Annotated in this window: 19 protein-coding genes, 6 tRNA genes, 1 rRNA gene and 1 riboswitch; of the genes, 1 reads left to right on the forward strand and 25 read right to left on the reverse strand. The window is 31.2% G+C overall.

Annotated features, from left to right (window positions below; genetic code table 11):
- Positions 1-114 precede the first annotated feature (114 nt).
- On the reverse strand, positions 115-1,308 hold the full coding sequence (metK, locus tag TVTCOM_RS18910) for a methionine adenosyltransferase (RefSeq protein WP_434797787.1): 1,194 nt from the start codon (positions 1,306-1,308) through the stop codon (positions 115-117).
- Positions 1,309-1,411: 103 nt separating this feature from the next.
- Positions 1,412-1,519: riboswitch (SAM riboswitch) on the reverse strand.
- A 205-nt stretch (positions 1,520-1,724) separates the two neighbouring features.
- Between metK and yyaC the strand changes: the two genes are divergently transcribed.
- A complete protein-coding gene (yyaC, locus tag TVTCOM_RS18915; RefSeq protein ID WP_018589988.1) occupies positions 1,725-2,234 on the forward strand; it encodes a spore protease YyaC in 510 nt (169 codons plus the stop codon).
- A gap of 74 nt (positions 2,235-2,308) precedes the next feature.
- Here the strand turns inward: yyaC and TVTCOM_RS18920 are convergent, their stop codons facing one another.
- From TVTCOM_RS18920 to rrf, 24 genes are all read right to left on the reverse strand, one after another.
- Complete coding sequence (locus TVTCOM_RS18920; RefSeq protein ID WP_434799773.1) at positions 2,309-3,337, reverse strand: rod shape-determining protein; 1,029 nt, start codon at positions 3,335-3,337, stop codon at positions 2,309-2,311.
- Positions 3,338-3,605: 268 nt separating this feature from the next.
- On the reverse strand, positions 3,606-3,863 hold the full coding sequence (gene spoIIID / locus TVTCOM_RS18925; protein WP_434797788.1) for a sporulation transcriptional regulator SpoIIID: 258 nt from the start codon (positions 3,861-3,863) through the stop codon (positions 3,606-3,608).
- A gap of 96 nt (positions 3,864-3,959) precedes the next feature.
- Positions 3,960-4,598 carry a peptidoglycan DD-metalloendopeptidase family protein gene (locus tag TVTCOM_RS18930; protein WP_434797789.1) on the reverse strand — a complete coding sequence of 213 codons (639 nt, stop codon included), beginning with the start codon at positions 4,596-4,598 and terminating at the stop codon, positions 3,960-3,962.
- 84 nt (positions 4,599-4,682) lie between these two features.
- Complete coding sequence (gene spoIID, locus TVTCOM_RS18935; RefSeq protein ID WP_434797790.1) at positions 4,683-5,699, reverse strand: stage II sporulation protein D; 1,017 nt, start codon at positions 5,697-5,699, stop codon at positions 4,683-4,685.
- Positions 5,700-5,765: 66 nt separating this feature from the next.
- Positions 5,766-7,016, reverse strand: coding sequence for a UDP-N-acetylglucosamine 1-carboxyvinyltransferase (gene murA, locus TVTCOM_RS18940; RefSeq protein WP_434797791.1), 1,251 nt, complete (start codon positions 7,014-7,016; stop codon positions 5,766-5,768).
- Positions 7,017-7,038: 22 nt separating this feature from the next.
- Positions 7,039-7,773, reverse strand: a complete 735-nt coding sequence (locus tag TVTCOM_RS18945) for a YwmB family TATA-box binding protein (RefSeq protein ID WP_434797792.1) — start codon at positions 7,771-7,773, stop codon at positions 7,039-7,041.
- Positions 7,774-7,962: 189 nt separating this feature from the next.
- Entirely contained in the window at positions 7,963-9,789 is a 1,827-nt protein-coding gene (gene glmS, locus TVTCOM_RS18950) for a glutamine--fructose-6-phosphate transaminase (isomerizing) (protein WP_434797793.1), read from the reverse strand.
- A 272-nt stretch (positions 9,790-10,061) separates the two neighbouring features.
- Positions 10,062-11,408: a phosphoglucosamine mutase gene (gene glmM / locus TVTCOM_RS18955; protein WP_434797794.1), complete on the reverse strand. Its 1,347-nt coding sequence runs from the start codon at positions 11,406-11,408 to the stop codon at positions 10,062-10,064.
- Between the two features lie 176 nt (positions 11,409-11,584).
- Positions 11,585-12,136: a 2-oxoacid:acceptor oxidoreductase family protein gene (locus tag TVTCOM_RS18960; RefSeq protein ID WP_434797795.1), complete on the reverse strand. Its 552-nt coding sequence runs from the start codon at positions 12,134-12,136 to the stop codon at positions 11,585-11,587.
- Between the two features lies 1 nt (position 12,137).
- Positions 12,138-12,890 carry a thiamine pyrophosphate-dependent enzyme gene (locus TVTCOM_RS18965; protein WP_434797796.1) on the reverse strand — a complete coding sequence of 251 codons (753 nt, stop codon included), beginning with the start codon at positions 12,888-12,890 and terminating at the stop codon, positions 12,138-12,140.
- Positions 12,890-13,951 carry a 3-methyl-2-oxobutanoate dehydrogenase subunit VorB gene (locus tag TVTCOM_RS18970; protein WP_434797797.1) on the reverse strand — a complete coding sequence of 354 codons (1,062 nt, stop codon included), beginning with the start codon at positions 13,949-13,951 and terminating at the stop codon, positions 12,890-12,892. The genes TVTCOM_RS18965 and TVTCOM_RS18970 overlap by 1 nt, the downstream gene beginning before the upstream one ends.
- 25 nt (positions 13,952-13,976) lie before the next feature.
- On the reverse strand, positions 13,977-14,192 hold the full coding sequence (locus TVTCOM_RS18975) for a 4Fe-4S binding protein (RefSeq protein WP_039681417.1): 216 nt from the start codon (positions 14,190-14,192) through the stop codon (positions 13,977-13,979).
- Positions 14,193-14,233: 41 nt separating this feature from the next.
- Positions 14,234-14,911 (reverse strand): ATP-binding protein, encoded by a 678-nt coding sequence (locus TVTCOM_RS18980; RefSeq protein WP_434797798.1) that lies wholly within the window; start codon positions 14,909-14,911, stop codon positions 14,234-14,236.
- Positions 14,912-14,937: 26 nt separating this feature from the next.
- Positions 14,938-16,029, reverse strand: coding sequence for a butyrate kinase (buk, locus tag TVTCOM_RS18985; protein WP_434797799.1), 1,092 nt, complete (start codon positions 16,027-16,029; stop codon positions 14,938-14,940).
- 25 nt (positions 16,030-16,054) lie between these two features.
- On the reverse strand, positions 16,055-16,957 hold the full coding sequence (locus TVTCOM_RS18990; RefSeq protein WP_148558581.1) for a phosphate butyryltransferase: 903 nt from the start codon (positions 16,955-16,957) through the stop codon (positions 16,055-16,057).
- A gap of 480 nt (positions 16,958-17,437) precedes the next feature.
- Positions 17,438-18,607, reverse strand: coding sequence for a CdaR family protein (locus TVTCOM_RS18995; RefSeq protein ID WP_434797800.1), 1,170 nt, complete (start codon positions 18,605-18,607; stop codon positions 17,438-17,440).
- Positions 18,604-19,449 carry a diadenylate cyclase CdaA gene (cdaA, locus tag TVTCOM_RS19000; RefSeq protein WP_434797801.1) on the reverse strand — a complete coding sequence of 282 codons (846 nt, stop codon included), beginning with the start codon at positions 19,447-19,449 and terminating at the stop codon, positions 18,604-18,606. Before cdaA ends, TVTCOM_RS18995 begins: the two co-directional genes overlap by 4 nt.
- A 157-nt stretch (positions 19,450-19,606) precedes the next feature.
- Positions 19,607-19,683, reverse strand: a tRNA-Arg gene (locus TVTCOM_RS19005).
- A gap of 8 nt (positions 19,684-19,691) precedes the next feature.
- A tRNA-Gly gene (locus tag TVTCOM_RS19010) sits at positions 19,692-19,766 on the reverse strand.
- Between the two features lie 16 nt (positions 19,767-19,782).
- Positions 19,783-19,858: transfer RNA gene (locus TVTCOM_RS19015), tRNA-Val, on the reverse strand.
- A 14-nt stretch (positions 19,859-19,872) separates the two neighbouring features.
- A tRNA-Gly gene (locus TVTCOM_RS19020) sits at positions 19,873-19,946 on the reverse strand.
- A gap of 1 nt (position 19,947) precedes the next feature.
- A tRNA-Glu gene (locus TVTCOM_RS19025) sits at positions 19,948-20,022 on the reverse strand.
- Positions 20,023-20,044: 22 nt separating this feature from the next.
- Positions 20,045-20,119: transfer RNA gene (locus tag TVTCOM_RS19030), tRNA-Asn, on the reverse strand.
- Positions 20,120-20,124: 5 nt separating this feature from the next.
- Positions 20,125-20,241: ribosomal RNA gene (gene rrf, locus TVTCOM_RS19035) — 5S ribosomal RNA — on the reverse strand.
- Positions 20,242-20,311: the final 70 nt, after the last annotated feature.

Raw genomic sequence — 20,311 nt, forward strand, 5'->3', positions numbered from 1 at the left:
ACTCGTAATTATAATTATTGGTATTATAAGTATATTTTATGTTATCACTTAATGTAAAAAAAATAAAGAGCCGTATTTTATACAACTCTTTATCATTTATATTAATTATTAAAATTATTTTGTTGAAGATTGTGATCTTAATGTTTCAGCTTTATCAGTTCTTTCCCATGGTAAATCCACATCAGTTCTTCCAAAGTGACCATAAGCAGCTGTTTTTCTGTATATTGGTTTTCTTAAGTCTAAATCTCTTATTATAGCTCCTGGTCTTAAATCAAAGTTTTTGTTTATTAATTCAACTAGCTCAGCTTCAGAAACTTTTCCAGTTCCAAAAGTATCTACAAATATAGATAAAGGTCTAGCAACACCTATAGCATAAGCTAATTCTATTTCACACTTATCTGCAAGTCCAGCAGCTACTATATTTTTAGCAACGTATCTTGCAGCATATGCAGCAGATCTATCAACCTTAGTTGCATCTTTTCCTGAGAATGCTCCACCACCGTGTCTAGCATATCCACCATAAGTATCTATTATTATTTTTCTTCCTGTTAAACCAGTATCTCCTTGTGGTCCACCTATTACGAATCTTCCTGTTGGATTTATATAAATTTTAGTTTCATCATCTAATAAATCTGCTGGTATAACTTCTTTTATTACTAACTCTATTAAATCTTTTCTTATAGTGTCATTATCTACATGTTCACTATGTTGAGTAGATATTAATATAGTATGTACTCTTACTGGCTTATTTCCATCGTACTCTACTGTAACTTGAGTTTTACCATCTGGTCTTAAATAATCTACAGTTTCATTTTTTCTTATTTCTGTTAATCTTCTAGATAACTTGTGTGCTAAAGATATAGGTAATGGCATTAATTCTGGAGTTTCATTACATGCAAATCCGAACATTATACCTTGATCTCCTGCTCCTATAGCTTCTATTTCTTCTTCAGATTGTTCTCCACTTCTACTTTCTAAAGCCTCATCAACACCCATAGCTATATCTGATGATTGCTCATCTATAGCAGTTATAACAGCACAAGTTTGACTATCAAACCCATATTTAGCTCTTGTATATCCTATTTCTTTTACTGTCTGTCTAACTATTTTTTGTATATCTACATAAGCATTTGTAGATATTTCTCCTGCTACTAATACTAATCCTGTAGTAGTTGTTGTTTCACAAGCTACTCTTGATAAAGGGTCCTTCTCTAATAAAGCATCTAATATTGCATCTGAAATTTGGTCACACATTTTATCTGGATGACCTTCAGTTACTGATTCCGATGTGAATAAATGTCTTGACATGGTATTTCCTCCTTTTATTATCTATTTTTGTCAATTTGGGTAAAAATAAAACCTCTTCTTTAACAGAAGAGGTTAATTATCACATAAAAATTATAATTAACTAACCTCATCTCTCTAACGTTTCCGTTAAGTAGGATTTAGCACCGTTCCCCAATATGGGAGTGGTTGCTGGGCTTCACAGGGCCTGTCCCTCTGCCTCTCTTGATAAGGTGTAATCACGATTACACATATATTTTATTATTACTTTTAACAAGTATATGATAACCTTTTTTTTTTATAGTGTCAAGAATTTATTTATTTTAAGAACACTATTTAAGCTTTCATCATATGATTATGTATAAGTGACTTTATGTTGATTAAAGTTATGTATTTTTTTATTATGTAGTTCATATATTTTTGAAGGGAGGTAAGTTCCTATGTATTTAGCCAAAGTGCATTATAAAAAAGAAAATGTTATAGAAATATTAAGCTTAATACTCAAAGATATAATTAATGAAAATACCGTTGTTATTTGTATAGGAACAGATCGTGCTATAGGAGATGCTTTAGGTCCTTTAGTCGGTACTATGCTTAAAAATAGCGACTTTAAATACCCAGTTTACGGTACCCTAGATAATCCTATTCATGCCTTAAACATATATGAATCTTTTGATCAAATAAAAGAAAAGCATCCTAACAGTGAATTCTTAGCTATTGATGCCTGTTTAGGTTCTATAAATAATATAGGAAACATCCAAATTAGAAAAGGACCAATTCTTCCAGGTAAAGGCGTAGGTAAAAAACTCCCGCAAATTGGATCTCATTCAATTGTAGGTATTGTAGATAAAGTAGATGAAAATAATAGATTTTCATTTAATAATGTTCGACTTCATTTTATTTTAGAATTGGCTGAAACTATTGCTCTATCAATCTTACTCTCAACCTAATTAGAGTCATCTATGTACTTATATTAAAAAGGGCTGTACATACTAATTAAAATTATTATGCCAGCCCTTTTATGCTATTTTTTATTTCTTCTTTTAAATGTTCCACCAGTTTCTAATAAATCTAATGTACTTAATGATGAACCTGTTCCTCTTGCAACACAAGATAAAGGTTCGTCAGCAACAATTACTTTAATTCCTGTAGCTTCTTCAATTCTCTTATCTAGATTTCTTAATAAAGCTCCTCCACCAGTCATTACTATACCAGATGTACTTATATCTGCTGCCAATTCAGGTGGTGTTTTCTCTAGTACAACCTTAGTTGTAGCTACTATTTGCTTTATACATTCTTCTAAAGCTTCTGCTATTTCTTCTGAGCTTACTTCTATAGTTTCTGGTAGACCTTTTATTATATTTCTACCACTTATTTTCATAAATTGTTCCTCACTATCTTTCATAGCTGTTCCAATTTCAACTTTTAGTTTTTCTCCACTTCTTTCACCTATAAGAAGATTATGCTTTTTCTTAATATAATCTACTATAGCAGTGTCAAACTTATCTCCACCTACTTTTATTGAGTCACTAACTACTGCTCCTCCAAGAGATATGACAGCTATGTCTGTAGTTCCTCCACCTATATCTATTACCATATTTCCATTTGGTAAAGATATATCCATACCAGCACCAATTGCCGCTGCTATTGGTTCTTCTATTATATATACTTCTCTTGCTCCTGCTTCTCTAGTTGCTTCTTCTACTGCTCTTTTCTCAACTTCTGTTACACCTGTTGGCACACATACCATTATTCTTGGCATTACAAGTCTTCTAAACCCTTTTTTCTCAACTATCTTCTCTGTAAAGTATTTTAACATTTTTTCAGTTGCTTCATAATCAGAAATAACACCATCTTTTAACGGCCTTATTGCCACTATATTTGCAGGTGTTCTACCTATCATTTTTCTTGCTTCATTTCCAACTGCTAAAACTGTGTTTGTATTTTTTTCAATTGCAACTACGGATGGTTCTTCTAGTACTATGCCTTTACCATCTACATACACTAAGACATTTGCCGTACCTAAATCTATTCCTATATCTGCTCCAGCCATGTTTTCACTCCTTTTATTATTCATATATATTAAGCTTTATTTGATTTCCCTTAAAAGACCTCTATGTTACAAGATATACAAAAAAATAATATAAGTCAAGAAAAAAATGCAGGTTTTATCCTACATTTTTTTCTTATATTATTTTTATTCTTGTTTTATATTATTATTTATTTTTATAATTTAATTTTTCTCATTCTTATGTCGTTTCTTATCATAAAACCTGAAATAATATTATTGGATTAGAAACTTAAAAAAGTGCAGGATATACCTACACCTTTTTTTCATTTTCATATTTAAGCTTTGTTGCCATACCACCTCGAATATGCCTTTCTGATTTATTCTTTTCTAAAACTCTCTTAACCTCTAAAGCTAGAGAAGGATTGATTTCTTCTAATCGTTCCGTTACATCCTTATGAATAGTACTTTTACTTACACCAAAAGTTTTAGCTGTTTGTCTTACTGTAGTATTTTTTTCTAATATATATTTTGCTACAATAACAGCTCTTTCCTCTATATAGGATCTCACTCCCTTCCCCCCTAACATCATATCCTTATTGATATATATGAAAGTAAGTCAAAAAATATAACAGGTCCAATCAAATATGATTGAACCTGTTAAGCTTTATTCTAATAAACTCATTGGATTAATAGCTATGTTATTTTTGTATGCTTCTAAGTGAACATGTACCCCACTTAAGCATTCTACATCACTAGTATTACCTGCATATCCTATACATTGGCCTTCTTTTATTTCATCGCCTTTTTTTACTATAATATTCTTACTTAAGCTAGAATATACAAATACAGTATCTTTGTCAGATTGAATTTTTATAGACATTCCATATTCATCATCATCATATACATCTAATACAGTACCAGTAGTTAGTGATTTAACCTCTTGATTTTCATTTGCTTCTATATCTATTGCTTTATGTATTTCCCAAACTTCTAAAGTTTCTGAATAGCTTGGCTCTTTTTCTGAATAACTTCTTATTACCTGATTTCCTAAGTAGCTTATTTTATTATGTTCAGCTTCTTTTGCTTTTGCTAAGTTTTGATCAGAACCTGTAGCAGTTGGAAGAACATCATTTTTCTCATCTTCAGTTAAATGTATTTCATCTTCACTTTTTGTTGGAGTATTCTTTGATAATAAATCATCAATATTTTTATTGGTAAACCAAATTCCTCCAATGGCTAAAATACAGATACATATAAATAAGGATAAATAAAAAGCATCCTTTTCTAATAATTTCTTTTTCATGTTGTACCTCCAAATATATTAATACATATTTAGATTATTAACTAATAATTGGTATTTATACAACATTTTTACATTTTTAATATATTAATACAAATCTTTTATATCACTACCTTTAAAATAGTGAAATAATATATCATAATACTTATATCCTTTTTTTGCCATTCCTTCTGCGCCCCATTGGCTCATTCCTACGCCGTGACCATAACCTTTTACAGTAAAGTTCATTTCATCCTTATTATAATCTATAGTAAAGTTAGCAGAGTTTAAATTCAATATTTTTCTCATATTAGTTCCACTTATTTTTACATTTCCTACTTCAACCGTTTTAACACATCCACCTTCTGTCCTGTTCACTATACTTACTTGTTTATCTAATTCATCTAAAGATATGGTTATCTGTGGATATATATTCTTTATGTATTTAATAAACTTACTTTTTTCTATTGAATAAGTAGTTAAGTATTTAGGTGATTGTTCTTCATATGGGCTACTAACAGATACTAAATATGGATATTGGGTAGAGAAAACATCTTTGCTATTTTCAGTTTTACCTGAAGAAGTTGAAAAATATAAAGGTAAAATTGCCTTATCATCATAAATTACAATTTGTCCCTTAGTATCATCTACTGCTTTTTTTACTTTAACGTAATCACTTTTTATCCAATCTTCACCCTTCATCTTTTTCAAATCTTCATATGATGTATAAGCTTGGCAGTGAGCTGAGTTTGTACAAACTGTTGCATTTTTATGTCCAGATGTAATGTTATTTTCCATTTTATACATAACATAAGTTCTGGCAGCTATAGCTTGAGCCTTTAAGGCTTCTACATCAAAGGTTGATGGCATTTCACTAGATAATACCCCATAAAGGTATTCTTCTATATCCATTTTATCTATTTCATTTTCCTTTACTTTATAAACATTAATATTTGGTGATTCTTTATCTACTTTTTCATAAGTAATATCTTTAGTAATTTTTTTAGTAATTCTATTCTTTACAGTTGAGGTCCCCGAGTCCCTATAAAATACTAAACTTCCAATTACTGATACCATAACCAACGAAAGAGATAGTAATAAAATAAAAATAAAAGGCTTTTTCATATATCTTCCTCCTAAGATTTAAGCTTCTTAAATATATGAAAAAACCCATTTTTTTATTACTAATTGTTATTCAACTATCTCTATATTACCGCCTAATGCAGTTATTTTTTTATCAATATCTACATATCCTCTTTGAATATGATAAATTTCTCCTATTTCAGTTTCACCTTCTGCTATAAGACCACAAAGTATTAATGCAGCTCCAGCTCTTAAGTCCGTAGCATTTACTCTAGCTCCATTTAATTCCTCTACACCTTCTACAACAGCAGTTCTACCTTCTATTTTAATATTTGCACCCATTCTGTTGAATTCAGCAACATGCATAAATCTATTTTCAAATACTGTTTCTATAACTACTCCAGTTCCTTTTGCAACAGTAAGCATAGCCATAAATTGAGCTTGAACATCTGTTGGGAAACCTGGATGTGGTAAAGTTTTTATATCTATAGATTTTAATTTTTCTGGACCTATTACTCTTATAGAATTATCCATTTCTATAATTTCACAACCAGCTTCTCTTAATTTCGCTGTCACAGGCTTTAAATGTTCAAGAATTATATTTTCAATAGTTATATCACCTTTTGTCATAGCTGCAGCCACCATAAAAGTAGCAGCTTCTATTCTATCAGGTATTACATCGTGTTCTGTAGCTTTTAATTCTTTTACACCTTTTATTCTTATTGTATTTGTTCCTGCACCTCTAACATCTGCTCCCATTTCATTTAAGAAGTTGGCTAAATCAACTATTTCTGGCTCTTCTGCGGCATTTTCTATTATAGTAGTTCCTTCTGCTAATACTGCTGCCATCATTATATTTTCAGTAGCTCCTACTGATGGGAAATCTAGATATAACTTACTACCTTTTAGTCTATCTGTTTTAGCTTCTACAAATCCATGATCCATAACTACATTTGCACCTAAAGCTTTAAATCCTTTTAAATGTAAATCTATTGGTCTAGTACCTATAGCACATCCCCCTGGCATAGATATTTTAGTTTGATTAAATCTTGCTAGTAATGGTCCCATTACTAAGAAAGAAGCTCTCATCTTTCTAACTAATTCATATGGAGCATCATAAGTTGTTAAATTAGTTGCATCAACAGTTAATGTAGTTCCTTTATATTCAACTTCAGCACCTAAATGTCTTAATAAATCTGATATAACATGTACATCTTTTAAATTTGGTACTTCTCTAAGTACTGATTTTCCTTTTGCTAATAATGTTGCTGCTATTATTGGTAATACAGCATTTTTTGCACCATCTATTCTAACACTACCTTTAAGTGGATTACTCTTTTTTACTATTATCTTAGCCATTATTTGTCTCTCCTCATTAAACTTAATAATCTAATTTTATTATTGGTGTAGCCATGTAGATTAAAGTTTTATCTTCATTCTCGCTATACCTAATTCCTATATTTAAATTGATCTTATTCTCTAAATAATCTAAATCGTTTTCTGCTAACAAATTACTGTATGCTGTAACAGAAACCAAGTTATTTTCTCTTACTCTGTCTATTTCCTTTGCATTCATATTATACAATATATTTTCTAAAATATCATTAGATTTATATAATTGTAATTTTTTTGTATATTCTCCAGCCATACAAAGGTAAATCTGTACATCATTTGAACGTCTATGAAGTATATCATCTAAATTTCGATAAATATCTCCTATATTTTTATATACCTTATTGCTTAATATGTCAATAATTATATAGTATTCTTTACTATTTTTTTTGATTGCTGTAAATGATACATTGTAAGAGCCCTCTTTAATTTGAGCATAGATTTTAACTTTATTGTCACTTTCTTCTCTCAATTTAATTTTATCTGCATTTAAGTTTAAAGAATTTACAATATCTGTGCACATACTTTCTATTTGTTTTTTGCTATTTACATTTGATACTACACAATTAATTTTTATATTATAAAATTTAAAATTTGCTTTTGTTTGCTCAAATGTGTTTATAAAATTATCGGTCCAGTTATTATATTTTACACCTGCATAAGATGTAAATATTCCTATGATGAATAATAGTAAGAAAGTTGTAACAAATTTTATAACTTTCATAGTAAATCCCCCTTAATAAGTTGTTTGTGTTAGCTTTTATTTAAATTATTGACATTATCAAAAAGGATATACGATTTAATATAATTAAAATTAATATTTTTAATATACTAAATAATTGTTTAAGAACAAAAAGGTTATATACTTTCAGTATATAACCCTCTATATTATTTATTATCTAATTGTTTCCTATTATTCAACTGTAACTGACTTAGCTAAGTTTCTAGGCTTATCTATGTCGCATCCTCTCATTTTAGCTACATGATAAGAAAGTAGTTGCATTGGTACAACAGCTGTTATACTTGCAAACATATCATCAACTTCTGGTATATATATTACTCTATCAGCTGATTTTTCAACTTCTTTGTTGTGTTCTTTAGCTATTGCTATAACCTTAGCCCCTCTAGCTTTAACTTCTTGCATATTTGAAATCATTTTTTCAAATAATTTTTCTTGAGTAGCTAAAACTAAAACAGGAGTTCCTTCTTCTATTAAAGCTATTGTTCCGTGTTTTAATTCTCCAGCAGCGAAAGCCTCCGCATGCATGTAAGATATTTCTTTTATTTTTAAAGAACCTTCCATAGCTAATGCAAAGTCAAGACCTCTACCTAGGTAGAACATATCTCCCTTGTCTTTTATTTCAGTAGCTATTTCTTTTAATAATTTATCACATTCTAATACTTTCTCAACTTTAGCTGGCATTTCTTTTAATTGATTTATCATATTGAAGTATCCTTCTTCTGTAATAGTTCCTTTTGTCATAGCTAAGTTTAATGCTATCATGTAGAAAGCCATTAATTGAGTCGTATAAGCTTTTGTAGATGCAACTGCTATTTCTGGACCTGCCCATGTATAGAATATATCATCAGATTCTCTAGCCATGGATGAACCAACAACGTTAGTTATTGATAATACTCTAGCACCTTTTTCCTTAGCATCTCTAAGCGCTGCTAAAGTATCCGCTGTTTCTCCTGATTGACTTACTATTATTATTAAAGTATTTTCATCTACAAATGGATCGCTATATCTAAATTCAGAAGCTATATCAGCTATAACTGGTATTTTAGCAAATTTTTCTATAGCATATTTTCCAACAAGCCCTGCATGATAAGCAGTACCACAAGCTACTATATAAATTTTGTTTATTTTATCTAAATCTTCTTTAGTTATTTTTATATCGTCTAGTTTTATTCTTCCATCTTCATCTAATCTTCTAAGAAGAGTGTCTTCTACACCTTTTGGTTGTTCGTAGATTTCTTTTGCCATGAAGCTATCAAATCCACCTTTAGATGCTGCTTCCACATCCCAAGTTATTTCACTTACTTCTTTTTCTACTACTTCTTTCTTTTCATTTAAAACATTTACTTTATTTCCTTCTATATGAACAAATTCACCATTTTCTAAGAAGTAAACATTTCTTGTATATTTTAATATTGCAGGTATATCAGATGCTACCATGTTTTCATCTTCACCTAAACCTACAACTAATGGACTATCTTTTCTTACTGCAACCAATTCATTTGCATTTTCAGAACATACTACACCTAAAGCATAAGCTCCTCTAAATCTTTCAGTTGCCTTATAAACAGCATCTAAAAGATTTCCTTCATAGTATTTGCTTACCATGTGAGCTACTATTTCTGTATCTGTTTGAGATAAGAATTTAACTCCTTCAGCTTCTAATTCAGCTTTTAATTCAAGGTAGTTTTCTATTATACCATTGTGAACAACGGCTATAGTTCTATCCATATTGAAATGAGGATGTGAGTTTACATCTGATGGTTCTCCATGAGTTGCCCATCTTGTATGCCCTATTCCTAAATGTCCATCAATAGGATTTTTTTGTAAATCCTCTGCTAGTATAGCTAATCTACCTTTAAACTTTCTCATTTCTAATTTGTCACCAGTATTTACAGCAACACCTGCAGAGTCATATCCTCTGTACTCTAATTTTGACAGACCTTCTATTAATACTTCTGTTGCCTGTCTTCTTCCTAAATATCCAACTATTCCACACATATTATGTGTCCTCCTAAAAATATTATTTTATATATTTTTAGAGTTAGGTCATGAAAAAGCTTACTTGAGTTTTTCTTTGTCCACAGAATCACTTCTATGATTTAAAAAAACCTTAACGATGGTAAACACACCGCAGAGCATCCGCCGAAAAATCGATTAACTCTGTCCTCGTCAACTTAACCCCCAATACTACTAATAAAAATTTTGTTATTGTTAAGTTCTGGCGCTTATAAAGTAAATACTAAGATTTTTTCTTAGCATTTACTTGTAGTTTATGATAATTTTTCTTTTATAAGATTAGCTAAGTTATTAGCTAACTCATTTATTTGACCTTCCTCTTTACCCTCTAGCATAACTCTAACTAATGGTTGTGTTCCAGATGGTCTTATTAAAACTCTTCCACAACCTTCCATTAATTCTTCTATTCTTGCTATTTCATCTTTTATTTCTTCAACTTCCATGAATTTGTTCTTCACTTCGTTTTTTACTTCAACATTTACTAATACTTGTGGGTAAACACTCATTATTGAAGCTAATTGTGATAAAGTTTTGTTTTCTTCTTTTATTATTTTAGATAACATTAATGAACTTAAAACTCCATCTCCTGTAGTGTTATAATCAAGGAATATCATATGTCCTGATTGTTCTCCACCTAAGTTAAGGTTACCTTTTTTCATAGCTTCTATAACATATCTATCTCCTACATCTGTAGTCTCTAGATTTATACCATGTTCTCTTGCTGCAACATTTAATCCTATGTTAGTCATTACAGTTATTACTAATGTATCATTTGACAGTTGTTTTTTCTTCTTAAGGTATACTGCACTTAATATCATTATATGGTCACCGTCTACAATGTTTCCATTTTCGTCAACAGCAATTAATCTATCTGCATCTCCATCATATGCTAACCCTAAATCTGCCTTATTTTCTACCACAACTTTTTGTAACATTTCCGGATGAGTAGATCCACATTTATCATTTATATTCTTTCCATTTGGAGTTGTATTTATATCTATAACATTTGCACCTAATTCCTTGAATACTATTGGTGCAACTTCATAAGAAGCTCCATTAGCACAATCTAAAACTACTTTCATTCCAGTTAGGTCTACATTTATTATAGATTTTAAATAATCTGCATAGTCTCTTAAAGCATTATGCTCATGATTTATAACTCCTACTTTTTCTCCAATTGGATTGCAATCTACTTTTTCTATATCTTCAATATATTTTTCTATTTCTAACTCTATTTCATCATCTAACTTATATCCATCTTTATTAAAGAATTTGATACCATTGTCTTCCATAGGGTTATGTGATGCCGATATAACAACTCCACAATCTGCATTATATTTTCTTGTTAAATATGCAACTGCTGGTGTTGGTATAACGCCTACAGGAATTATATCACATCCAACTGACATTAACCCAGCAATTAGTGCTGATTCTAACATGTCTCCTGACATTCTTGTGTCTTTCCCTACTACAACTTTTACTCTGTGGTCTCCTTGAGCTAAAACATATCCTCCAGCTCTTCCCAACCTATATGCTAAATCACAAGTAAGTTCTGTATTAGCAACTCCTCTTACTCCATCTGTTCCAAAATATTTTCTCATTGAAAAACTCCTTCCATCACGAGAATATCTATATCCACAAAATTATTTTATTCCGTTTATATATTAAATATTAGTCTTTAATTATAATCATAGGATTATTTTAATACTTAAATGAAAAAAAGACAATAGAATTATTTCTATTGCCTTTTTATAAATATAAAAATTGTATTCTTTGATTATGCTTCTACAGTTTCTACTGCATCCATACCTTTTTGTAAGGCTTCTCTGTTTATTGGTATGAATTTAGATTTTCTTTCTCCGAAAACTTTTAAGAAAGCTTGAAGAACTGATTCTATATCAACTGATTCAGTAACTTTTATACAAGCACCTAACATTATCATGTTAGCAACTTTAGGCATTCCTATTTCAGCTGCTAATTCGTTAGCTGGTATATAAGTTACATGAACATCATCTCTTTCAACTTTTGTGTCTATTAATGAGCTGTTAACTAATATATGTCCTCCTGGAACAACATCGTCAACAAACTTCATAGAAGGTTTGTTCATTATAACAGCACAAGTAGCATCATCTGTTATAACTGGCGATCCAACTTGCTTATCTGATACAGTCACTGCACAGTTTGCAGTACCTCCACGCATTTCTGGTCCATATGATGGTAACCATGCAACCTCTTTACCTTCAAGCATTCCTGCATAAGTTAATAATTGTCCCATAGACATAACACCTTGACCACCAAATCCTGCACATATTACTCTTGATGTTGCCATATTATTTCGCCTCCTCAACTTCAATATCTTTTTTGTTTCCTAATTCATAGTAAGGCATCATATTATCTCTTAACCATTGTAAAGCATCAGTTGGTGCAAGACCCCAGTTAGTTGGACAAGTAGATAATACCTCAACTATACCAAATCCTAATCCTGCTTGTTGAACTTGGAAAGCTTTCTTTATAGCTTTTTTAGCTTTTCTTACATTAGCTGGTGTATCAACAGAAACTCTTTCTACAAATACAGCTCCTGTTAATGTAGATAACATTTCACTAACTTTTATTGGGAATCCATTTACGTCAGCATTTCTACCAGCTTGAGCAGTAGTTGCTTTTTGACCTAATAATGTAGTTGGAGCCATTTGTCCACCTGTCATACCATATATTCCGTTATTTACGAATATAGTAGTTATTTTTTCTCCTCTAGCAGCAGCATGCACTATTTCAGCCATACCAATTGAAGATAAATCTCCATCTCCTTGATAAGTAAATACTACTCTATCTGGATGAGTTCTTTTTATTCCTGTAGCAACTGCTGGAGCTCTACCGTGAGCAGCTTCATGAGTATCTACATTGAAGTATTTATATGCTAGTACTGAACATCCTACAGGTACTACACCTACAGTATTTCCTAGTACATTCATTTCTTCTAAAACCTCAGCTACTAATCTATGGATTATACCATGAGTACATCCTGGACAGTAGTGAGTAGTAACATCTTGTAATCCTTTTGTTGGTTCAAATACTACAGACATTATTTAACACCCCCTATTAATTCTTTAGCTTTTGCAGATATTTCACTTGGTGAAGGTACCATACCACCAGATCTTCCATAGAATCCTACTGGTAATTTACATTCTACAGCTAATTTAACATCTTCTACCATTTGTCCTAAACTCATTTCAACAACTAATAAGTTTTTAGCATTTGGTATTTCAGTGAATGCTTTATTTGGGAATGGCCATAAAGTCTTAGGTCTTATTAAACCAACTTTGTGTCCTTCTTCTCTCATTTGATCTACAGTTGTTTTAACTATTCTTGAAACTGTTCCATAAGCTACAAATACTAATTCTGCATCTTCTGTTTGATACATTTCGTATTGAACTTCATTTTCTTCTATTACTTTATATTTTTTTTCTAATTTTAAGTTGTGTTGCTCTAACTCTTCTGATTGTAAGTATAAAGAGTTTATTACATTAGGTTTTCTTAATCCTTTTGTTCCATTTGAAGCCCAATCTTTTTCTGGTAATTCTCTAGTTTTTCTTTCTTTATCAAAATCAACTGGTTCCATCATTTGACCTATCATACCATCAGCAACTACCATAACTGGTGTTCTGTATACATCTGCTACATCAAATGCTTCTATTATCATATCAACTGCTTCTTGTACAGATGCTGGAGCATAAACTGGAGTTCTGTAATCTCCATTTCCTCCTCCTCTAGTTGACATGTAGTAGTCTGCTTGAGATGGTTGTATAGTTCCAAGTCCTGGACCACCTCTCATTATATTTAAAATTACGCATGGTACTTCTGCACCTGCACAATATGTTATTCCTTCTTGTTTTAACGCTACCCCTGGTGAAGATGACGATGTCATAACTCTTGTACCAGTTCCTCCAGCACCATAAACCATGTTTATAGCAGCAACTTCAGATTCTGCTTGTACAAAAGCACCTCCAACTTTAGGTAGTTCTCTTGATAAATATTCTGGTAACTCACTTTGTGGAGTTATTGGGTAACCAAAGAAGTAGTGGCAACCAGCTTCTATAGCTGCTTTACCAAATGCTTCGTTACCTTTCATAAGAATTTTAGCCATTATTAATCCCCCTTATTTTAAATAATTAATCTCTTTCTACTGTTATAACTACATCTGGACACATTAATGCGCAACTTGCACATCCTATGCATTTTTCTTCATCAACTATTTTAGCTGGGTTATAACCTTTTGCATTTATAACCTCTGTGTCAATTGCAAGTATTCCTTTTGGACATGCTTCTATACATAATCCACAACTCTTGCAGCGTTCTTCATTGAAAATCACTTTTCCTTTAGCCATTATTAAGCCTCCCTTAATTATTTCTTATATTGAGCTCAAAACTACATCCATTCTTCTCTTAGATAAAGTTTTATAGGCAATATATCTCCCTCTAATTCTTTAGGTAACTGATCTACAAGACTCTCTAAACAACATACATATTTGATAGGTATGTTTTTTATTTTAGATACTTCTCTTACAACATCTTGACCTTTTAATACATCTTCAACAGTTGTTTCTCTTAGAAGATGAGTATTATTTACAAGGCCTGTCACCTTAAGCTTAGAAGTAGCTTCTATGGCATCTATATACCCAAGAACCTCTTTAGCAGTTTGAGTTTTCTCCCTATTAGCGTTAACTACAAAGAACATATCGTAGTCTTCTGGTTTAAAGTGTTCGGCAAATCTACCAACTACTCTTCCACCTACATTGTCTCCACCTACATCTAGCACATAGTTAACTTTATCATCATGTAGTGGTCTCATTACTCCTGCTGAAACAGCTGGAACATCAAGTGTTGTTGTTTGAATAGAACTATCAATAGGTGTTATTCCTAACTGTCTCATTAAGTCTTTCTTTTCTCTTGTTCTAAAATATACATTTACCACGTCTAAATCAGCTAGTGCTACTTCTCCTTCAACTAATTCTCTAAGTCTAGTTACATAGTTCAAGGAAACTTCACTTTTTCCACTTCCATAATGACCTATAAAAAGTCTAACCCTTTTGTCGTCTTTTATCATAAAATTTCACCTATTTTCAGTATATATTAATAAGCTAAAGCTTCTTTCTCATAATCTAATGCTTTTTCTTCTTCATTCAATACTCTAAGTCCACCTTGTGCAAGAGCAATCATTTCATCTTCTCCTGGATAAGCTTTTACAGGTGCAATAAATTTAACTCTATCTTCTATTTTTTCTCTTATTATTTGAGAATAAGCAATTCCTCCAGTTAATATTATTGCATCTACTTCTCCCTTAAGAACTGTAGCATATGCTCCTATTTCCTTGCATATTTGGTAAACCATAGCATCATATATTAAAGCAGCTTTTTCGTCACCTTTAGAAATCATATCTTCAACATCTCTCATATCATTAGTTCCTAAATAAGCAACTACTCCACCATTACCTTTTATTCTTTTTCCTATTTCAGCCTTGCTTAATTGATCTCCATAACATAGTCTCATTAAGCCACCAACTGGAAGTCCTCCACTTCTTTCTGGTGAGAATGGACCTTCTCCATCAAGACCATTTGTGTTATCAATTACCTTGCCCTTTTTATGAGCACCAACTGTAACTCCTCCACCCATGTGAACTATTAATAAATTACAGTCTTCGTAGTTCTTGTTCATATCTTTAGCAGCTCTTCTTCCAATTGCTTTTTGATTTAAAGCATGGAAGATACTTATTCTTGGAATTTCTGGTACTCCAGATATTCTTGCTACATCTTCCATCTCATCAACAACAACTGGATCTACTATGAAAGATGGTATAGAAACTTCATCAGCCATTTCTCTTGCTATTATTCCACCTAAGTTAGAAGCATGCTCTCCTAGTACACCAACTTTTAAATCTTCTACCATCAAATCACTTACTTTATAAGTTCCACCTTGTATTGGTTTTAAAAGTCCTCCTCTACCTACTATTGCATCTAAATCTTCTATTTTTAAGTTTGCCTCTTTTAGGGCATCTTCTATAACACCTTTACGAAATTCAAATTGATCTGCTATTTTTTCGTATTTACCTATTTCTTCTGAAGAATGTCTTAATGTTTTCTCATATAATAATTCTTCATTTTCAAATACAGCAATCTTAGTCGACGTTGATCCTGGATTTATTGTTAAAACTTTATAATCTCCCACTATAGTAACCTTCCTTTATTTTATATTATTTTTTTGTACTTGCTAGAACTCCTAAAGCTATTGAGTTTAACTTAGTTTTATCACTATCAGCTCTAGATGTTAATATGATAGGTGCTTTTGCTCCTACTATTAAACCTGCATTTTCACATTTTGCAAAAAATGCTATAGATTTATATAATACATTTCCTGCTTCTATATCTGGCACTACTAGTACATCAGCTTTTCCTGCTATAGGATGATCCATCCCTTTATGTCTTGCAGCTTCTTCACTGATAGCATTATCTAAAGCAAAAGGACCTCCAACCATACATCCTTTTATTTCCCCACGAAGGTACATATCTTCCAATTCTTTTGCCTCTACAGTGTCCTTCATCTTTGGGTTAACCTTTTCCTTAGCACATATTAGTGCCACCTTTGGTTCTTCTATATCTAAAGATCTTGCAACTGAACATGCATTTTCAATTATTTGTTTTTTAGCATTTACATCTGGTGCCAGGTTCATAGCTGAATCTGTTACAAAGAATAGTCTATCATATCCTTCTATATCAAACACTGCCACATGACTTAATATATTCCCTGTTCTTAACCCAACTTCTTTATTAAGTACTGCTTTTAATATAATTGAAGTGTCTACTAACCCCTTCATTACCATATGAGCTTCTCCACTAGATACTAACTCTACGGCTTTTAAGCAAGCTTCTGACAAATCTTTAATGTCTACTAATTTATAATTTTCTAGGCTTATACCTAATTCATCTGCAATTTCTTTAGTTCTTTCAATATCACCAACTAAAATTGCATTTACTATATTTTCTTTTCTAGCATTTTCAACTGCTATTAGTACCTCTTTGTCTTGACAACAAGCTACAGAAACAGTTTTTGGACCTCTTTCTTTAGCAAATTTAATAATATCGTCTATGTTCCTCATTTTCTCCTCCTAAATTTCAAATATTTAGTTGTTTTAAACTTGGTTTAATTGATGCTCTTTTGATTTAAATAATCTAAAGATTTGTTTCAACTGTTTTTACATTTTTTATGCAAACTTTAATTTTTAAGTTTTTACATTTTTTTATTTCTACATATATTCTAGCATAAATTATTTATGATTGTATAATATTAAAATGAAATTTTAAATATTTTTTTTAATTATCATTATTTTTGTTGATTTGTATTTGAATTTAATGAGTAAATAGGCCACTTCTAACAGATAATTATTTTTTTATGCCTACTTTTTTTGACAAAAAATTTAAATTTTCAGAAAATTCCAACTTTGTTTTTTTAATATCTTTTTCAATTATACTATATTATATTAAGCTTGATTTGATAAATTCTTAACAAATTAAAAAAGTGTAACCTGCTGCTTCCTATACAAAATATCAGCCTGATTACACTTTTTTATATAAATATTTTATTTTCCAACAGTACTAGGTATTATCTTTACATTCTTAAAAGATGTATCTGATTCATACCTAATTAAATACTCTTTTGTCTCATCATATCCATTTTCTAAATCTATATATAAACTTATATCTGATTTAGATAGCTTTGTATTTTCGTCATCTAATTGTACTTCAACATTTATACTGTCAGGTATATTCAAATCTAAAGCCTTGATTTCATGAGTATTGTTTCTTAGTTCTATCTCAGAATTATTATATATTAATCTCTGAATTAAGCTTTCCTCATCCTTTAGCTTGACTATTGTAGTAGTTTCTTCAGTTGTAACACCTTCCGGAATAATCAAGTCTATTTTTTGCGAAACACCTATGTCAGTAGAGTCTATTTTTTGAGTATTTATATAATTAATTTTGTCTAATACTTCCTTTTTACCTTTTATCATTATAACTTCTGGTGTTAATTCATATGCCTTAGTATCTACATTTTCATCTTTTAATTGAATATTTATAGGAACTTGTTTTTCCTCTAAAAAGGTTACTTCTGCATTAATAGTTTTTATATCCAAATTAACGCCTTTAACTTCTTTACCATCTGTACCTACCGGTATTAATTTCACTCTTTTATTTAATTTATCTTTATTCTTACTATCGACTTGTACAGTGGCATTTATATAATCAACCTGATCTGTTAAAACCCTTGGACCAGATATATTTACTATACTTTGCTGTAGTATTACTGTGTCTACATCATCCTTATATTCTCCAATTATTTCAGGATTAATATTTTTTTCCTGATGGACAAGCTTTTCCAACTTAACAACTATAAAGTCTGATTTAAATTCATATGATACTTGTTTTGTCGTATTAACTTTTAAATAAAGATAATTTTTCCCCTCAATTGGATTATTTATAGATCCATATATATGTATATTTTCTTCACTTATTTTTTGCAAATCAGATAATTTTCCTGTTATATAAATATCAGCTACTAAATCTGTTTCTGGATATACAACCAAATCATCATCTTGTAGTTCTTCTGCATTTGTTACAGTCACAGGTATATTTTCAAAAAGTTTTGTATCTTCTGGATCCACTATAGCCATAACATACATCCACAATACTATAGCACTAAGCAGAGATATTAATTTTATTCTAGTATTTCTTTTTAAGTTATTCTTCATTTAAATATCCCACCTTTAAAGAAACTTTTGTCTTCAGCTGTTGTTTTATTTAAATTTTTCTTTAATATATTAGCCATTCTTTCTTTTATAATATCCCTATATAGTTTACCTGATTTAGCTATAGAAACTTCTCCAGTTTCTTCGGAAACTATTAAAGTAATACAATCAGACACTTCACTTATACCCACACCGGCCCTATGCCTAGTGCCTAAATCTTTTGTTAAATCTTTACTTTGACTTAAAGGTAAAAAACATGCTGCTGCCTTTACTTTATTACCTCTTATTACTACTGCACCATCATGTAGAGGTGTATTTGGTATAAATATATTTATTAATAATTGTCTTGAAACATCTCCATCAATTATAGTGCCAGTTCCTATGATATCTGATATTTTTGTTTCTCTTTCTAATATAATAAGAGCTCCTATTCTTTGTCTTGATAGAGAGTATAACGTTTCTACAATCTCATCTATTGTCTTATCTAATTTCTTACTTTCAACATTCTCTCCACTTTTTCCAATCAAATTGAAGTTTGCTCTGCCTAAATGTTCAAAACCTGCCCTAAGTTCAGGTTGGAATATTATACAAACTGCTAAAACTCCCACATTTAATGCATTCACTAATATCCAGTACAATGTATGTAATTTAAATACAGAACTAAGTTGAGTAGCAAGCAATAAAACTACTATACCCTTAAAAACTTGCTCCGCTCTTGTATCCTTTATAAACATAAAAATTTTATAGAATATATAAGCTACAATTAATATATCTACAATATCATATATGCTCATTCTTAATATTATATCAATAAAACCATTTAAAAAAGAATTTATATCGGACATATTTTATCCTCCTATTCAATAGTTTCTTAACCTTTTACACTATGTATTATACTATAATAATACAACTATATACAAACTATCTTATTTAATTCAATATATTATATACATTTATTTCATTTTTTATAAAAAAAAAGTTTCACTAATGTGAAACTTTGATTGGTGAGCGCACAGGGATTCGAACCCCGGACACACGCCTTAGAAGGGCGTTGCTCTATCCAGCTGAGCTATGCACCCATGTTTATTGGAGCGGGAAACGAGATTCGAACTCGCGACTTCAACCTTGGCAAGGTTGCGCTCTACCACTGAACTATTCCCGCATAAAAATCTGTAAATTGGTGGGACCAACAGGGCTCGAACCTGTGACCCCCTGCTTGTAAGGCAGGTGCTCTCCCAGCTGAGCTATGGTCCCGGAATAAATTAAAATGGAGCGGGTGAAGGGGATCGAACCCTCACAGCCGGCTTGGAAGGCCGGAACTCTACCATTGAGCTACACCCGCATGGTGACTCATAGGGGAATCGAACCCCTGTTACCGCCGTGAAAGGGCGGTGTCTTAACCGCTTGACCAATGAGCCATGTTATTTAAATTTTGTTATTTGGCTCCAAGGGAGGGACTCGAACCCTCAGCCTATCGGTTAACAGCCGAGTGCTCCACCGTTGAGCTACCTTGGAACATTACGTGGCTACGTGCTACTCTCCCAGGAGGTCGCCCCCCAAGTACCATCGCCGCTCAAGAGCTTAACTTCTGTGTTCGGAATGAGAACAGGTGTATCCTCTTTGCTATAATAACCACATAATCTTTATTCAAGTATTAACTTTTGTTAGTACTTTCAAAACTGCTAACATTTAATGTTTCCATTATAT

This window comes from Terrisporobacter vanillatitrophus (assembly GCF_051148895.1).
GTDB classification, from domain to species: domain Bacteria; phylum Bacillota; class Clostridia; order Peptostreptococcales; family Peptostreptococcaceae; genus Terrisporobacter; species Terrisporobacter vanillatitrophus.

What these genes read in the sequence shown, in the direction of transcription:
- cdaA (WP_434797801.1), bottom strand. Translation starts at nt 19,449, where the DNA reads ATGTCCGATATAAATTCTTTTTTAAATGGTTTTATTGATATAATATTA.
- glmS (WP_434797793.1), bottom strand. Translation starts at nt 9,789, where the DNA reads ATGTGTGGAATAGTTGGATATTTAGGAAGAAGACAGGCAACAGAAGTA.
- TVTCOM_RS18980 (WP_434797798.1), bottom strand. Translation starts at nt 14,911, where the DNA reads ATGATAAAAGACGACAAAAGGGTTAGACTTTTTATAGGTCATTATGGA.
- spoIID (WP_434797790.1), bottom strand. Translation starts at nt 5,699, where the DNA reads ATGAAAAAGCCTTTTATTTTTATTTTATTACTATCTCTTTCGTTGGTT.
- TVTCOM_RS18990 (WP_148558581.1), bottom strand. Translation starts at nt 16,957, where the DNA reads ATGAGGAACATAGACGATATTATTAAATTTGCTAAAGAAAGAGGTCCA.
- TVTCOM_RS18945 (WP_434797792.1), bottom strand. Translation starts at nt 7,773, where the DNA reads ATGAAAGTTATAAAATTTGTTACAACTTTCTTACTATTATTCATCATA.
- metK (WP_434797787.1), bottom strand. Translation starts at nt 1,308, where the DNA reads ATGTCAAGACATTTATTCACATCGGAATCAGTAACTGAAGGTCATCCA.
- yyaC (WP_018589988.1), top strand. Translation starts at nt 1,725, where the DNA reads ATGTATTTAGCCAAAGTGCATTATAAAAAAGAAAATGTTATAGAAATA.
- TVTCOM_RS18930 (WP_434797789.1), bottom strand. Translation starts at nt 4,598, where the DNA reads ATGAAAAAGAAATTATTAGAAAAGGATGCTTTTTATTTATCCTTATTT.
- TVTCOM_RS18975 (WP_039681417.1), bottom strand. Translation starts at nt 14,192, where the DNA reads ATGGCTAAAGGAAAAGTGATTTTCAATGAAGAACGCTGCAAGAGTTGT.
- glmM (WP_434797794.1), bottom strand. Translation starts at nt 11,408, where the DNA reads ATGAGAAAATATTTTGGAACAGATGGAGTAAGAGGAGTTGCTAATACA.
- TVTCOM_RS18970 (WP_434797797.1), bottom strand. Translation starts at nt 13,951, where the DNA reads ATGGCTAAAATTCTTATGAAAGGTAACGAAGCATTTGGTAAAGCAGCT.
- TVTCOM_RS18920 (WP_434799773.1), bottom strand. Translation starts at nt 3,337, where the DNA reads ATGGCTGGAGCAGATATAGGAATAGATTTAGGTACGGCAAATGTCTTA.
- TVTCOM_RS18965 (WP_434797796.1), bottom strand. Translation starts at nt 12,890, where the DNA reads ATGTCTGTAGTATTTGAACCAACAAAAGGATTACAAGATGTTACTACT.
- TVTCOM_RS18960 (WP_434797795.1), bottom strand. Translation starts at nt 12,136, where the DNA reads ATGGCAACATCAAGAGTAATATGTGCAGGATTTGGTGGTCAAGGTGTT.
- murA (WP_434797791.1), bottom strand. Translation starts at nt 7,016, where the DNA reads ATGGCTAAGATAATAGTAAAAAAGAGTAATCCACTTAAAGGTAGTGTT.
- TVTCOM_RS18995 (WP_434797800.1), bottom strand. Translation starts at nt 18,607, where the DNA reads ATGAAGAATAACTTAAAAAGAAATACTAGAATAAAATTAATATCTCTG.